Annotated in this window: 18 protein-coding genes; 7 read left to right on the top strand and 11 right to left on the bottom strand. The window is 53.4% G+C overall.

Annotated features, from left to right (window positions below; translation table 11 throughout):
• Together BP727_RS02195 and BP727_RS02190 are read left to right on the top strand one after the other, a co-directional pair.
• Positions 1-680, top strand: a 680-nt coding sequence (locus BP727_RS02195; RefSeq protein WP_052297501.1) for a hypothetical protein, incomplete at its 5' end; no start/stop codon positions are given.
• Positions 681-1045: 365 nt separating this feature from the next.
• Entirely contained in the window at positions 1046-1867 is an 822-nt protein-coding gene (locus BP727_RS02190; RefSeq protein WP_157863606.1) for a hypothetical protein, read from the top strand.
• 227 nt (positions 1868-2094) lie between these two features.
• Here the strand turns inward: BP727_RS02190 and BP727_RS02185 are convergent, their stop codons facing one another.
• The 11 genes from BP727_RS02185 to BP727_RS02135 all read right to left on the bottom strand — a co-directional run bounded on the left by BP727_RS02185 (position 2095) and on the right by BP727_RS02135 (position 9805).
• Positions 2095-4266 (bottom strand): CDC48 family AAA ATPase, encoded by a 2172-nt coding sequence (locus BP727_RS02185; protein WP_286857175.1) that lies wholly within the window; start codon positions 4264-4266, stop codon positions 2095-2097.
• Between the two features lie 458 nt (positions 4267-4724).
• A complete protein-coding gene (locus BP727_RS02180) occupies positions 4725-5558 on the bottom strand; it encodes a pyrroline-5-carboxylate reductase family protein (protein ID WP_083804635.1) in 834 nt (277 codons plus the stop codon).
• Entirely contained in the window at positions 5534-6337 is an 804-nt protein-coding gene (locus tag BP727_RS02175; RefSeq protein WP_013718207.1) for an alpha/beta fold hydrolase, read from the bottom strand. The genes BP727_RS02180 and BP727_RS02175 overlap by 25 nt, the downstream gene beginning before the upstream one ends.
• Positions 6338-6371: 34 nt before the next feature.
• Complete coding sequence (locus BP727_RS02170) at positions 6372-6719, bottom strand: hypothetical protein (RefSeq protein WP_013718206.1); 348 nt, start codon at positions 6717-6719, stop codon at positions 6372-6374.
• A 76-nt stretch (positions 6720-6795) separates the two neighbouring features.
• Entirely contained in the window at positions 6796-7188 is a 393-nt protein-coding gene (gene cutA / locus BP727_RS02165; RefSeq protein WP_232844314.1) for a divalent-cation tolerance protein CutA, read from the bottom strand.
• Complete coding sequence (locus BP727_RS02160; protein WP_013718204.1) at positions 7160-7555, bottom strand: molybdenum cofactor biosynthesis protein MoaE; 396 nt, start codon at positions 7553-7555, stop codon at positions 7160-7162. The genes cutA and BP727_RS02160 overlap by 29 nt, the downstream gene beginning before the upstream one ends.
• A gap of 6 nt (positions 7556-7561) precedes the next feature.
• Entirely contained in the window at positions 7562-7840 is a 279-nt protein-coding gene (locus tag BP727_RS02155) for a MoaD/ThiS family protein (protein WP_013718203.1), read from the bottom strand.
• Positions 7841-7878: 38 nt separating this feature from the next.
• A complete protein-coding gene (locus BP727_RS02150) occupies positions 7879-8271 on the bottom strand; it encodes a DUF1894 domain-containing protein (protein ID WP_083804633.1) in 393 nt (130 codons plus the stop codon).
• Positions 8268-8717: a DUF1890 domain-containing protein gene (locus tag BP727_RS02145; protein ID WP_048131630.1), complete on the bottom strand. Its 450-nt coding sequence runs from the start codon at positions 8715-8717 to the stop codon at positions 8268-8270. Before BP727_RS02145 ends, BP727_RS02150 begins: the two co-directional genes overlap by 4 nt.
• A gap of 99 nt (positions 8718-8816) precedes the next feature.
• Positions 8817-9542 carry a HesA/MoeB/ThiF family protein gene (locus BP727_RS02140; protein WP_013718200.1) on the bottom strand — a complete coding sequence of 242 codons (726 nt, stop codon included), beginning with the start codon at positions 9540-9542 and terminating at the stop codon, positions 8817-8819.
• A 68-nt stretch (positions 9543-9610) separates the two neighbouring features.
• On the bottom strand, positions 9611-9805 hold the full coding sequence (locus BP727_RS02135) for a MoaD/ThiS family protein (RefSeq protein WP_232844398.1): 195 nt from the start codon (positions 9803-9805) through the stop codon (positions 9611-9613).
• Positions 9806-9937: 132 nt separating this feature from the next.
• Between BP727_RS02135 and BP727_RS02130 the strand changes: the two genes are divergently transcribed.
• The 5 genes from BP727_RS02130 to BP727_RS02110 form a co-directional block, all read left to right on the top strand.
• Positions 9938-11032: a 4Fe-4S binding protein gene (locus tag BP727_RS02130; RefSeq protein WP_276619710.1), complete on the top strand. Its 1095-nt coding sequence runs from the start codon at positions 9938-9940 to the stop codon at positions 11030-11032.
• Positions 11032-12816 (top strand): formylmethanofuran dehydrogenase subunit A, encoded by a 1785-nt coding sequence (locus BP727_RS02125; RefSeq protein WP_286857167.1) that lies wholly within the window; start codon positions 11032-11034, stop codon positions 12814-12816. The genes BP727_RS02130 and BP727_RS02125 overlap by 1 nt, the downstream gene beginning before the upstream one ends.
• A gap of 4 nt (positions 12817-12820) precedes the next feature.
• Positions 12821-13633 carry a formylmethanofuran dehydrogenase subunit C gene (locus tag BP727_RS02120; RefSeq protein ID WP_286857165.1) on the top strand — a complete coding sequence of 271 codons (813 nt, stop codon included), beginning with the start codon at positions 12821-12823 and terminating at the stop codon, positions 13631-13633.
• Positions 13630-14028 carry a molybdopterin dinucleotide binding domain-containing protein gene (locus tag BP727_RS02115; protein ID WP_273278880.1) on the top strand — a complete coding sequence of 133 codons (399 nt, stop codon included), beginning with the start codon at positions 13630-13632 and terminating at the stop codon, positions 14026-14028. Before BP727_RS02120 ends, BP727_RS02115 begins: the two co-directional genes overlap by 4 nt.
• Before the next feature lie 3 nt (positions 14029-14031).
• Positions 14032-14770: formylmethanofuran dehydrogenase subunit B (locus BP727_RS02110; RefSeq protein ID WP_286857162.1), on the top strand; the 739-nt coding region annotated here is incomplete at its 3' end.

Genomic DNA, 14770 nt, shown 5'->3' with positions numbered 1-14770 from the left:
TAATGAGAGATCTCATGCCTAGCATAAAGTCGAGCAACGAACGAATAGATCTTAGTAATGATTTTGGGTGTCATTTGGATCCCGATATCTTTAAAAATGCTATCCATCGAGAGCCAAATTGGAGACCTTTGTTTGGCCAGGTGGATGCAGCACAAGGTCACCTGCAAAAGCAAGATGTTAGAAGAGACGATCTGTTTCTATTCTTTGGAAGCTTCAGGAAAACCAGAAACGATGATGGTAAGCTGGCATACGATCCCCATGAAAAAGAGATGCATGTTATTTTCGGATATCTCCAGATAGGAGACATAATTAAGGTAGACCAGAAATTCGATGTGCCTGAGTGGATGAGTTATCATCCCCATGCTAATAATGCGAGAAAGAGTAACGAAACAAACACCATTTATGTAGCCAGGGATCATCTAAGTTGGAGTGAGTCGCTTCCTGGAGCGGGAAGGTTCATTTTCAGCGATAGACTTGTTTTAACTAAGAGAGGATACTCAAAATCCAAGTGGGCCCTGCCCGACTGTTTTAAAGAAGCAAAAATCAGCTATCATAAAAAACCTTGGAAAGATGGATACTTCAAATCGGCGGGAAGGGGACAGGAATTTGTCATCATGGATAATAATGGTGTAGAAGAGTGGGCCAGGAATAAGATTGAAGAATCTCAAATTGATCGTTGAGCAGAAGGAGTGGGAAGAGTGCCAGGTAATCATATCATCGGAAACGTCGGTCTGTATTACACCTGCTATCAATTATCACGAAGAGGTTGGAATGTAATGCCTACCGCGCGCAATGCGCGTGGGATCGATATCGTAGCATACAATAGCGATGGATCGTGTTTTAAAGGGATTCAAGTCAAGTCTCTGAGAAAACGCAATTCTGTGCCAATGGGAGGTAGTCTGGACAATATTGGAGGAGACTTCTGGGTCATAGTAAATGATGTGCTTGAAAAACCAAATTCATTTGTGATGCTGCCCTCGGAAGTGAAGGAAAACGTTCATCGAGGAGGAAGAGATGGGCGAGTATCTTATTGGCTGGAGCCAAGATGTTCGAGGCCGTTTCAGTCCTCTTTAGAGCTTCCTATCAAGAGCCATTGTGGGGGAAGTATTGCAGCCATCTGGGGAATACCATTGATGCAGTATGTATATTTTTTAGAGGATATGCTTTTGAGCATCAGGGCAGAAGCCCTTCCTATCCGCCCGCTGCTGTAAAAGCAATAAAGAAGTCTGAAGATAACCATGATTCTCCCCAAGATATATGGAAAAATTTTGGTAATTCTCTCCGCAATAAAGGATTAAATAAAGATATAAATCCTTTGTATCACGATGATAACTCATGCAATACTAATGAAATGTGTATTTGGTGTGCGTTAGGTTCTGAAAACATAGTCTCTGCATCGAAGGAAGATTTGAATAAAGATCAGATCAAAGCGGCTCATGATCGATTGAAAAGAATACGTGGAGTAGGAAATAAGATTGCATCGCTCTTTCTGCGTGATGTCGCTGTGAATTATAATTTGACGCCTATCAAGGATAGATGGCTTTTGCAGCCAGTAGATATCTGGATTCGCAGAATAGTTCAGTCATTGAATAATTCGAGCGAAATGGATAATAGAGCAATTGCAGAATGGATTGTTGATCGTTGTAAGGAGTGCAATATTAATCCAGAACGATGCAATCAAGGCATGTGGTACTTTGCGGCCAGAATTGCAGGATCGGATTTCGAATTGGAGCAATCCTTGCAGGATATGAATTATGCCAGAAACCTTCTGAAAAATCATATTTCAGTTCTAAAGACATCATCATCAGCTGCTATTGAACTTGAGTCACAACTAAATAATTGGCTTTTCGCTGAATTGTGTGGGTGATTTCTGGCAGAAATTATTGCCTTTGCGCCTCTGCTTCGCTGTGGTTAGGTCAGAGCATAGCGGTTCACTACAGAGGCGCAGTACACTGCCCCCTGTTTGTGGCCACTCTTGGAAATGTAATGTAATGATCCGATGATCGGATATTGAAGCAAAACAAGAAATAAATTAAAAAAAATGCGAGGCCGGACCTCTCTCCAGCCTCATTCTCGCTCTCTCTTTCCCGCTATTCAAGCCGCTTTGCCGGATGCGAATCTCTTGTACAGGTCCAGCTCTATAGCCGTAGGCGTGACCTTCTTTAAGGCCTCTTCGAAATGCTTCTTGGAAACCTTATACTCGCAGATCTCCTCGTCCGCCTTGCACTGGCCGCTCAGGACATACTCACGGATGGCGAGCATAACCGCCTCATTGACCACCGCACCAAGATCTGCGCCTGAGAACTTGTCTGTCCTCTTGGCAATATCATCCAGGTCGATGTCATCCGCCAGGGGCTTTTTCGAGGTGTGGATCTTCAAGATCTCCTTTCTGGCCTCCTCATCCGGTAAGCTGATCTCGATCAGCCGGTCGAACCTTCCGGGACGGAGCAGAGCGGCATCGATGATATCCGGCCGGTTGGTGGCCGCGATCACCATCACGTCGTTCAGGGACTCCAGGCCATCCAGTTCAGTCAGGATCTGAGAGATCACCCTCTCGGTGACATGAGAGTCACTGCTCATCCCTCCACGGGAGGGAGCGATGGAGTCGATCTCATCCAGGAAGACCACCGAGGGTGCAGCCTGCCTGGCCTTGCGGAACGTCTCTCTCACTGCCTTCTCCGACTCGCCCACCCACTTGCTCAGGAACTCCGGGCCTTTGATGCTGATGAAGTTGGCCTGGCTCTCCGTGGCTACCGCTTTGGCGAGCATGGTCTTGCCCGTTCCAGGCGGGCCGTAGAGCAGGATTCCTCTGGGCGGCTTGGCGTCCATGTGCTCGAAGAGCCTGGCATAGGTAAGGGGCCACTCCACAGACTCTATCAGCTGCTGCTTGACCTCAGCCAGTCCGCCGATCTCATCCCAATGCACATTGGGGGACTCGACCATCACCTCACGCATGGCCGAAGGCTCCATCTCCCGCAGGGCTGCCAGGAAGTCCTCGTTGTTGACCTCGATCTTATTGAGCGTCTCCACCGGTATGGACTCGACCTCCAGGTCGATCTCCGGCAGCACCCGGCGGATGGCGCGCATAGCCGCCTCCCTGGCCAGAGCAGCGAGATCCGCTCCCACGAATCCGTGGGTTACATCAGCGAACTTCTCCTGGTTCACGTCCTTGGCCAGGGGCATTCCTCTGGTGTGGATCTGCAGTACCTCCAGGCGCGACTGCCTGTTGGGAACCCCGATCTCAATCTCCCGGTCGAACCTTCCCGGCCTGCGCAGGGCTGGATCGATGGAGTCCGGCCGGTTGGTAGCAGCGATGACCACCACTTTTCCGCGCGTCTCCATGCCGTCCATCAGAGCCAGAAGCTGAGCTACCACCCGGCGCTCCACCTCGCCCGTTACCTCTTCTCTCTTGGGGGCGATGGAGTCGATCTCATCGATGAGGATGATCGAAGGTGCCTGCTCTTCTGCCGTCTTGAACAGCTGGCGGAGCTTCTCCTCCGACTCGCCATAGTACTTGGACATGATCTCCGGGCCGCTCAGGGTCTCGAAGTGGGCATTGGTCTCTGAGGCCAGTGCTTTTGCCAGCAGAGTCTTGCCCGTGCCAGGCGGACCATAGAGCAGAACGCCTTTGGGAGCCTCAACCCCCAGCCGCTCGAAGAGCTCAGGGTGCTTCATGGGAAGCTCAATCATCTCCCTGACCTTCTTGATCTCTGCAGAGAGGCCGCCGATGTCCTCATAGGTGACCCGCGGTCCGACCTTCTCCTCCTTGGCCGGCTTATCGGTGATATCGATCCTCGTCCGCTCGCCAATCACCGTTCCTTCCTTGGGGGGAGCGACCCGGGTGGCCATGAGCTCTATCTTTCTGCCCATCACAGAGATCTCAATTATGTCCCCACGGGTGATGACCCGCCCTTCCATATACCTCTTAAGATACTCCTCCCCGCCGGTGATCCGAAGGGGAACGGTGGGAGCGAAAAGCACAACCTCTGCGGGAGTGGCCTGAGCGATCTTCAGGGGTACTTTGTCGTCGATGCTAACTCCAGCATTTCGGCGGGTGTTTCCATCCAGGCGCACGACGCCATGGCCAGTGTCCTCAGGGTATCCAGGCCAGACCAAAGCCGCAGTCTTCTTCTTTCCCTGAATGCTGACTACATCGCCTGCCTGCCAGCCCATATCGTTCAATACCTGCGGGTCAACCCGGGCGATGCCCCTTCCCACATCAGTGGGACGGGCTTCAATTACCTTAAGCGTGATATCTCCTGCCATCAGAATCCTCCATTTCTTTTTTTGTATTCTCTTGCTTTGTCGTCACCTGAATGATTTTTATCTTTGCTGCTATTCTGATCATGTGGGGCGCTCATTCCTCTGTAAAAGGTTGATCTCCCCAGAGGGCGATTCGCCATCAATTCATCCTTTGAGGCCTGCATTCCCTGGGCCACATCAATTCTCGAATCATCATTCTTGATACCTGATATTACTAACTTCTAGTTAGTGTATAAATTGCTATTTAAACTTTTCGGCTTTGTGGACCTGGGCATCCAGTGCCCAACTGAGTGAATGGCAAATATTGGCCACTTTATCAATAAAATCGATATCATTAAAGCCAAAATAAACCGCCGTCTCACGCGAGTGAGACATTCCGCCGCGAGGAAGAAATGAGGGATAGTGAGATGGTTGGATGCAATGACCCATAGCAATGCGATCAGCGCAATCAAGCGCATCAGCTATTCTTCCACATTGCCTATCCTATCCTTTACCAGCCGATGCTTGGCAGAGGTCGCCGAAAAGAGCTGGCGGAACATCTCCGGCGATAGGGCCTCGATCACTTTTGCGCCCTCCTCAGTTATCCCTCCCCTGGTCGCCACCATCGCAATCAGATCATCAAAGCTCTCATCCTCCAAGAGAGCCGCAGTCCCAATCAGTGTCTTTTTGATCAACTGCTCAGCCAGATCTTTATCCACCCCTGCACCCCGCATAGAGGCTTCCAGGGCGAACTCCCTGAGGATGGCAGATATATACGCGGGCCCGCTGCTGGTGAGATCGGATAGCACCTCCAGCTGCTCCTCTGCCACCTCCACCGGCCAGCCAATGGACCCGAAGAGCCGAAAGACTAGAGATCTATCATCCTCTGAGGCACCGCTTCCCAGGACGAGAAGGGTGACTCCCAGTCCTTTACCGCTGGCGACGCTGGGAATGGCCCGGGCCGCCCTGGCCCGGCATAGGCTCTCCAGCTGCCGGAGGGAAAAGTCCACTGCCACCGATACGATCAGCTTTTCCGGGGTGAGCAGCTCACTAGTCTCAGCTATTACCCCTTTGAGGTCCACAGGCCGCACGCACAGGAATAGAACATCCGACCTTTCCGCCACCTTCAGGTTATCTGCAGCTCGCACTCCCAGCTTTCTTGCCAGTTTTTGGGCCTTCTCTTGGCTGCGATTGCTCACCCAGAGCTCCTCTCTATTGATCGCTCCCCTGCGAATAAATTCTTCTGCCAGCATGCTTCCCATGTGGCCGGTGCCAATGATGCCGTATGCGGTCATCTTCCGCCATCCTCCGGCCATTTTCCCCCGCCTTCCACTGAGTGGAGGAACTGATCGAGAATCCAGTTAAACTCGTCAGGCTGGTCCATCTGCAGCCAGTGTCCGGTGCCTGATATTTTTATGAAAGGAAGATCAGAAACAAGATTATGAAGGCTGTAGGGGGCATCATTCAGGTGGCTTATAACAGAGAGCTTTGGCCCTGAATAACGCTGGAGCATGGAGACCGGATCGAATAAGAGGCTATCCCTGAAGGCACCTGCAACCACGTCTTTCGGGGTGGCATACAGATCGTTCATAACCCTCTCTGCAACCACCTGGCTGGACCCAACCAGCAACGTCTGCCAGTAATCCCTGATAGTGCGCAGATAATCATCGGACTGCAGCGCAGCTAGAAACGGCTCTATTATCTCGTTGGGCAACATTCTTCCATCACCGGATGGATCGACAAGCAATAAGCCTCTGACTCTATGGGGATTCTCACCTGCATAGGCAATTGAAGCCGAGCCACCAAGGCTGTGCCCTACCAGGACGAACCGCTCCAGATCCAGGGACCGTGCCACAATACCGATATCCTTGGCCAGAGTCTCCACCCAGTAGTCGCCATCGGATGACGGATCGGACAGGCCATGCCCCCGCATGTCAAAGGCCACCGCCCTTCGCTCCTTCCGGAGGTGATCGAGCTGCATGGACCATTGGGATGCATTTCCAGCAAGGGAATGGACAAATACCACCGGCAATCCACCCCTTCCACCGTCATCGATGTTGATCCTGGCGTCCATAGCCTCTGGATAAAGAGCCATCCTAGTCATCCCTAAATGTCATGCTATGCCGGGTTTATGCGCCGCATCCTTCCCCGGTTTCATAGACCTCGCGAATCCTGTCTGCCACATCGCTCGATAGCCTCTGCCCGGCAATGGTGGAGAAGACCTCGGCATAATCAGGCTCCAGACAGCTCAGTCCTTCCATCCCCTGGAGAATCATGTCCGTGAGGTATTGCATATCATCGACTGATAGTTTTTTCAGCCTCTGCTCGAAGTCTGCCAGCCCGCGGGAGAGATGGTTCGCCAATGGAGGGAGAATGTTCATGTACTCGATCTGGTAGCCATGCCGCTCCATCTCCACGATCTCTGGTGCCAGCTTTCTCAGAATCTCTATATCGCGCTCATTCAGATCTCGGGCCATAGAGAGCCTTATGCACTGCAAAAATATATCATTATCCTCTCAAGAATATCATTATCTTATCACTAGTATCATTATGCTAGCTGGAGCCGTCTACAGATTGCGATATCCAGTCAAGATATGGCTGATAGCCGTCGATTATCGGGAGGACGATGATCTCGGGAAGCTCATAGCTGTGCAGCTCTCTGATCCTCGATATCATCTCTTTAATCCTGGTCTGCTCCGTCTTTATGATCAATAGAGCCTCGCGATCCAGGTTGAGCTTGCCCTCCCATAAATAGCAAGAATTGACACTTGAGATGTTAACGCAAGCTGCCAGATGCTCTTTTATCAGCGATTTTGCTATCATCTCGCCATTATCGGGAGAAGCGGTGCAGAGCACCACTCTGTGGCCATTACCCAGTGTTTTGTCTTGATTCCCTTTATTGCCCATAATCTGATCGTTAGCCCTGTCCCACCCATCGCTCGACATTCTCTCCGATCTCCTTCTTCCAGATAGAGGCTCTCTTTTTCAGCTCATCGATGATGTATCTGCACCCATCGAAAGCCTCAGCTCTATGAGCTGCAGTGCAGACTATGGCTACGATGCTCTCCCCTACCGCCAGCCTGCCGGTGCGGTGGGCGATCTGCACCGATGTGAGGCCGAATCGTTCAATGGCCTCAAGGCGTATCTGCTCAAGCTCGGCTTCAGCCGCCTCAGTGAACGCCTCTACCTCCATCATCTGGATGCCGTCGTCCCTGACCGTTCCCAGGAATGCGACCGTGGCACCGGAATCCTCCCTCTTCGCCCTCTGGATCATCTCCTCTATAGAGATCTCCTCTGCAGTGATCTTGAACAATTCTATTCAACCTCCTGCGACCGGCGGTAATATGGCCAGCTCATCGCCATCGTTCAGAGGAATGGAAAGATCATTCAATGGATCAATCCTCTTCCTATTGATCATTAAAAGGATATAGTCATTGGGCCCCCCAGAGCCAGAAAAGGCCTGCTCCCTGAAGGCAGGAGAGGATGCTCCAATGCTCCTCAGCAGGGAAAGAACAGTCGAGCCCTCCGGGATATTCATATCCATCTCCTTTCCCAGGATCTCTCGAAATTGGGCGAATGCCCTGACCTTTACCAGCATTTGCTGTCGATCCTCTTCCCGATGACTTTGTTCACCGTTCATTTATTTTTATAGACATCACCATAGCTGATGATAGATGTTTTTGTATCTGCCTCTGTCCTGTCCTTTTCTGAACCTTGCTTCTGACCTTCTTTCAGCGTCTTCTTGATCTTCTTCTCCTCTTTCTCCCTCAGCCGGGCGATCTCCTCAGAAGAATCTACACCCATAACGAATGTGCCGTGGCAGGGTTTGACATAGGTGAAGAGAACCTCATCCCCCCTTATCCCCAATGCCACCGGCGGCACGCCAATTATGAAATAGTCCTTGAAGATCCTGTATCCTGGCTCGACGTAGTAGACCTCCTCAGAGTTCTTCTCTATAAACTCCCGCGCCTCTTTAAATGAGGTCCTCTCCAGGTACAGCTTGTACTTCATCTGCTCAATGCAGCTCAAATGATCACCTTGTCTATCTTGCTCTTCAGAGGCCCAGGATTATGGGTCGCCTTGGCCACGATCTTCTCCGTCGGATAATCTATGCTCTCACCAAGCGCCTCTGCATTCTTGCCGAAGACGACCGCATAATGCACGGCTTTGGATATGGCGCTGAAAGTGGCCCCATATGCCATGCCGGCATCGCTGTGCATGAAAGCAAAGCAGGCGTCGAAGTCCATCTTCTTCTCCACGATCTCCTGTATGATCCAGTCCAGGTCCGCCGTCTTCTGCACATAATAGCCCTCAGGATCTGCTGTCTTGAGCAGCTTGATTGGGGCATTTGTTCCCGCCACAGTGACATCCCAGCCCTCTTTCTTTAGCTTATGGGCGAGATAGATCACAATGCTGATCTGCACCGGCACCTCCGGGCAGCCCATCACCAACAGCGCCTTCTTGCCTTCGGTCATACGCTCATCCCTTGATCTTGATAATCCTGATTCGATTCAGATATCCTCAGTCGAGCTTAATAGATTATTCCATGCGGCGGGACTGCTGCTCTCAATCCCCTAGATGGATCCGCATTCCATGCAGCTCATGCTCTTCTCACAGGAAACCTCCTCCAGGGTGGAAGAGAGACCGTCCCAGAGGAGAAGGCGGTTTTTCAGAAGCTCGCCTCTGCCAAGGGCGAACTTTATGGCTTCATTAACCTGAATGGAGCCGATGACCCCGCAGGTCGAGCCCAGGGCAGGAGACTCCTGTGCCGGCGGAGCGCGGGGAAAGATGCAGCGCAGACAGGCAGTCCTCCCTGGCAATATTGTCGTTGCCTGCCCCTGAAATCCGCTGATGGCGCCGTGAAAGAGGGGAATCCTTCTCTCTAAAGCGGCATGGTTCAGCAGATACCTGGCCGGAAAGTTGTCCATTGCGTCCATGATCATGTCACAGCCCTGCACCAGTGCATTGATGTTCTCCGCGGAGATTTTCTCCTGCAGGGCTTCGATCTCTCCCTCCGGGTTGATATCGCTCAGAGTCTCCAGAGCTGACTGGGCCTTGCTCCGGCCCAGGTCCAGGCTGCCATGAAGGATCTGTCGGTTGAGGTTGCTCAGGTCAACTGAATCACAGTCCGCTATGCGAATCCTGCCAAAGCCCGAGGCCGCCATGTATAATGAGATGACAGAGCCCAGACCACCTGCTCCTGCTATGAAGACTCTCTTTTTCTTCAGCCTCTCCTGGCCCTCCTCAGCAAAGAGGCGGATCTGACGGGAGTACCTCTCCCTTTCGGCATCGCTCAGCATCTGATCACCCGGATTGGAATTGCACTGATCTATTAAGGATTTTGCAGAGGATTTAATGGGGATTTGATCTATCCGCCATGCACTATTCTAAATATCTTCAACTCATCTGAGCCGCCAGCAGTCTCCTCTTCCGCCACTATTCTGCCGTTCAAAGTCACTATTACTTCCTCAGAGTTTATCTTCAGCTCCTTTAATATTTCCTCAATGAGACGGTCTTTCGCTGCCAATTCCACTCTGCTCCCATCCGGCATATAGATCTGCATTTCCACTCCACTTCCACCCTCGGGGCGCATGGCTCAATTCCCCTCATCGGGCGGCATCTATTCCTGCTTTGTATTCTGCTTGAGCCCTTCTGGTGCAAATGGCTTCTGGTAGAATAGATATGATGTCCCGAGATTTTTACGAAAACATTCTTAACCCATTCCTGCCTAAATCGATGCCCAGAAGGCAGGGTTAAGATGAGAGAGGTATTGCTGGAATCCCGAGAAGACAGAGCGCAGTTTTATCTGCCGGACAGGTGCATCGGCTGCGGAACCTGCGTTCAGGTCTGCCCCAAAGGGGAGCTGATTATAGGATCGGTGGGAGCTGTGGTCCGCGGCCTGATCGACAAGGACTTCATTGAGAAGAGAATGAGCGGGGCCTGTGCCTTCTGTGCGCTATGCTCCCGGGTCTGTCCCACTGGCGCCCTGGAGTTCAGAAAGAATGGCATTGCAGAGATGGATAATTCCTATCTCAGCGTCGCGATCAAGTCCACCGTCGTCGACAGCGAGAAGTGCGTTCACTGCGGCCTGTGCTGCGATGTCTGCCCCCAGGCCTGCATTGAGCTAGAGGACAGGCATCTGGCAGAGGACGGCAGCCTCAAGGTCGGCGGCCGGACGATAATTGACCTGGAGCGCTGTGTGCATTGCGGCTGGTGCGCCTCGGTCTGCCCGACGGGGGCTATATCCTTTGAAAAACCCTTCGCCGGGACCTTCAGCCGTGACGATAACGTCTGCCAGGCCTGTAAGACATGCGTTCACACCTGTCCTGCCAATGCCCTGTTCAACCGGGAATGGAAGGCGGGGGAGAGGGGTGAGAAGGTCAGCCACCGGCCTGATGCCTGCATCTACTGCGGAGCATGTGCCCTGGCCTGTCCGGTGCGAGCGATTGTGGTTTCCAAGACCGCTATCATCCCGGAGATGAAGGGCAAAGGAGCCTTTGAGAAGAAGCTCGCCCTTCCTGCTCCTTGGCCCACTCTCACCTCTTGCCTGGAGACGGATGAGATTGCGTGTTTGGGCTGCGGAAACTGCGTCATCGCCTGCCCGGTCAATGCCCTTTCCGATCCATATCTTGCCGCCGGCCATCTGAACGAGCTGGACAGAAAACCGCTCCTTGAGGTCAGAGATGGCACAGTCAAGGTGGTCGACCAGGAAGTCTGCGGCTCATGCGCCACCTGCAGCATGATCTGCCCGGCAGATGCGATCCGGCTGGTGCCCAGAGAGGTGGTCTGATGGCAGCAAATTCTACCAAGACGATGATCATTAAGAATGGATATCTCTTCGATCCTCTGAATGCAATTGATGGAGAGGTAAAAGACATTTTCATAAGAGAGGGCAAGGTGGTCTCCTCCCTCTCCGGCCCGGAGGCTAAAGATGCCACAGTAATCGATGCCCGGGGAAAGACAGTTATGCCTGGAGGGGTTGACGCCCATTCCCATGTGGCAGGAACCAAGGTCAACGCCGGCCGGCTCATGCGCCCCGAGGATCACTACAAATCCGTCCGCAAGAAGACGGATATCACCCACTCGGGCAGCGGCTACACCGTCCCATCCGTATACAAGCAAGGGTACGACTATGCTGCTATGGGCTATACCACCGTCTTCGAGGCGGCCATGCCACCACTGGAGGCCCGCCATACCCATGAGGAGATGAGGGCCACCCCCATCCTGGATATGGGCGCCTACATGGTCTTTGGCAACAACTGGTTTGTCATGCGCTACCTGAAGGATGGCGACATCGAGAAGGCAGCGGCCTATGTGGCCTGGATGATGAGAACTCACAAGGCCTACGGCATAAAATGCGTCAATCCCGCGGGGGTTGAGAACTGGGGCTGGGCCAAGAACGTGAAAGGCTTGGATGAGCCCAACATCCATTTCGAGGTCACCTCCAGGGAGATCATCCGGGGCCTGGCTGAGGTCAACGAATTGCTGGGCCTTCCCATGTCACTTCACCTGCATGCCAACAACCTGGGCCATCCTGGCAACTGGGAGACAGCCCGAGATTCGCTGATGATCACCTCCTCTCTGGAACCGAACAGCAAGACGGAATTGGAATGGGCCCAGACACGTGAGAGCGCCAAAAGAAAACAGACCGTCTACCTGGCTCATGCTCAGTTCAACAGCTATGGAGGATCTTCATGGAGGGACTTCTGCTCCGGCGCTCCCGATCTGGCCAAATACATCAACCAGACGGAGAACGTGGTCATAGACAGCGGCTCAGTCCCCTTTGGCCCGGCTACCACCATGACCGGCGACGGCCCGGCCCAGCATGACCTCTACATGTTGACCGGCCAGAAGTGGTCCAACTGCGACATAGAGATGGAATGCGGCTCCGGAGTCCTCTCCTTGATGTACCTCAAGAGCAGCCCGGTCCATGCCACCATGTGGGCCATAGGCCTGGAGGTGCTCCTGCTGATCGATGATCCCTGGAAGACGATCATGACCACCGACCATCCCAACGGAGGCCTGTTCAGCCAGTATCCTCAGGTGATCGCCTGGCTCATGTCCAGGAAAGCTAGGGACGATACCGCCAAGGAGTGCCACAAATGGGCTTATGATAAGTCCAGCCTGGGCGGGGTGGACCGGGAGATGAGCCTCTATGATATTGCCATCCTCACCAGAGCCAACTCTGCCCGAACCATAGGCATGGCCCACCGCAAAGGCCACCTGGGAGTGGGCGCAGACGGCGATGTGACCATCTATGATATCGATCCTGGGGATCTGAATGTCAACGATCCATCGTATATCGTCTCCCGGTTCAGTCGGCCTGATCTCACCATTAAGGATGGCCAGATCGTCGCCCGGAAGGGAGAGATCGTCTATGTGCCCGAGGGCCGGAGATATTACTGCCAGCCCCATATGGACGAAGATGTGGAAAAGGATATGATGAGGGATGTTCGGGACTGGTTCAAATACTATACAGTTGGCTTTGCCAACTATCCCGTCCCCGATAAGTACCTGAAAAACCCGGTCCCAATACCGGTCAACATGCCCATGGAGGCAGTGGTGAGGAGGTAGGAAGATGGCAGAAATAAAGCTCGTTCCCAGGGGCAAGATTGGCATTACTGTAGAGGCTGAGGTCATCCGCCCTGACCTAATTGCTGGAAAGACAAAAGAGCAGATAGAGGAGCTTTTGGTCTGGCAAGGACCTAAAGAGCTGCCCTTGAGCCAGTTCTTTGAGGTGGATATTCAGGGGAATGGCGGCTCTCCAGAGGAGACGAAGATCATAATCGATGGGGATGTATCCCGGGTAAAGCGCATCGGCCAGGGGATGAACTCCGGCATGATCGAGATTTTGGGACCGGCGGGAATGTACACCGGAGCAGAGATGACAGGGGGCAAGATCCTGGTCCGAGGCGATGCCGGCTCCTGGTCAGGCATGGAATTGAAAGGAGGCCTGCTGCAGATATCCGGGAACGCGGGAGATCATGTGGGCTCTGCTTACCGAGGCAGCTGGCGGGGGATGACCGGCGGCCAGATCATAATCCAGGGAGATGCGAGGAGCCAGCTGGGCGGCGGCCTGGCGGGAGGATCGATAACTGTGGAGGGCAACGTTGAGAACTTCTGCGCCATCCGCCAGGCAGGAGGCCTGCTAATCATCAAGGGCAATGCGGTTCGAGGTCTGGGAGCGGAGATGAGCGGTGGCACGGTGGTGATTTTAGGGGAGGTGAAGAACTTCTCCCCAGGCTTTGTCCATCAGGGAATCGAGATCAATCCCAAGATCGGCGAGATCGAGCTGGAGGGGAGGTTTGCTCGTTTCATGGGCGACTATGCCGCCGGCAAGAATCCCAAGGGAATGCTTTACTCCAGAATGGCCCAGGAGGTGGGAGAATGACGGGAGTGTTTCTGCTGAACACCGGCAGCACAATCGAGGAGGGCAGACTGGCCAAAGGGGGAAGCAAGCTCACCGATGACTATACCCGGGAATGCGCCGTCTGCGAGATGAACCTGGCAGACTTCCTGGCCATGGGTTCACCTGATAGGGTTAAAGTAACCAGCAGGGACGGCCACTCGGTTGTAGTTTATGCTTATGGAGCGGAGAAGCTCTCTTCTGGCCAGGTCTTCATGCCCAGAGCCATCTGGTCCAATGTGGTGGTGGACCCGGAGACCTTCTCTTCCGGCTCACCTCTTTACAAGGGCTCGCCGGTGAAAGTCGAGCCCTCAAATGATATGGTCCTCTCGGCGGAGGAGCTAACAGCAAAGCTATACATGCTGCAAAAGCGGGGTTAGGTAATGGCGACAAAGAATATAGTCTGTCCAGTCTGCGGGGCCTCTTGTGATGATATTCAGGTGGAGCTGGAGGGTCAGGGTCTTACGGTCAGGAATGCCTGCAAGATGGGAAATGCCAAGTTCCAGGAGGTCGTGAGCCCTCACAGGATCCGAGAGCCGCTTGTAAGAGCGGATGGAGATCTGAGACGGGCGAGCTGGGATGAGGCCATTGAGATGACAGCGAGGATCCTGGCAAATTCAGAGCGTCCCCTCCTTTTCATGGGCAGCGAGACCTCTACTGAGGCAATGGAGGTGGGAATCCATATGGCAGAGTTCCTGGGGGGCATAGCCGACTCGAACTCCACCGTCTGTCACGGGCCCACCACCATGGGCATTCAGGAGGCTGGACGAGTGGGGGCTACCGCCGGACAGAGCAAGTCGAGGGCGGACCTGACGGTCTACTGGGGCTCCAATCCCCTGGAGTCCATGCCCAGGCACATGTCCCGTTATGCCGTCTATCCCCGGGGCTACTGGACCCAAAGGGGGAGGTTTGACCGGACGGTCATCTGCGTCGACCCGAGGAGGAGCATCACCGCTGAGAATGCGGACCTGCACATTCAGCTCAATCCCAATACAGACTATGAGCTGCTCAGTGCTCTTCTCACCCTCCTGCACGGCAAAAGGCCGCACCAAACGGCTGAAGATGTGACCGGTGTGTCCATCTCCGAGATGGAGAAGATGCTGGATATGATGAAGAGCTGCA

Origin of the sequence: Methanosaeta sp. UBA356 (assembly GCF_002496465.1) — an archaeon.
Lineage (GTDB): Archaea > Halobacteriota > Methanosarcinia > Methanotrichales > Methanotrichaceae > Methanothrix > Methanothrix soehngenii.
The sequence above is the reverse complement of the archived record's forward strand: the minus strand, read 5'-3'. Positions and strand labels throughout refer to the sequence as shown.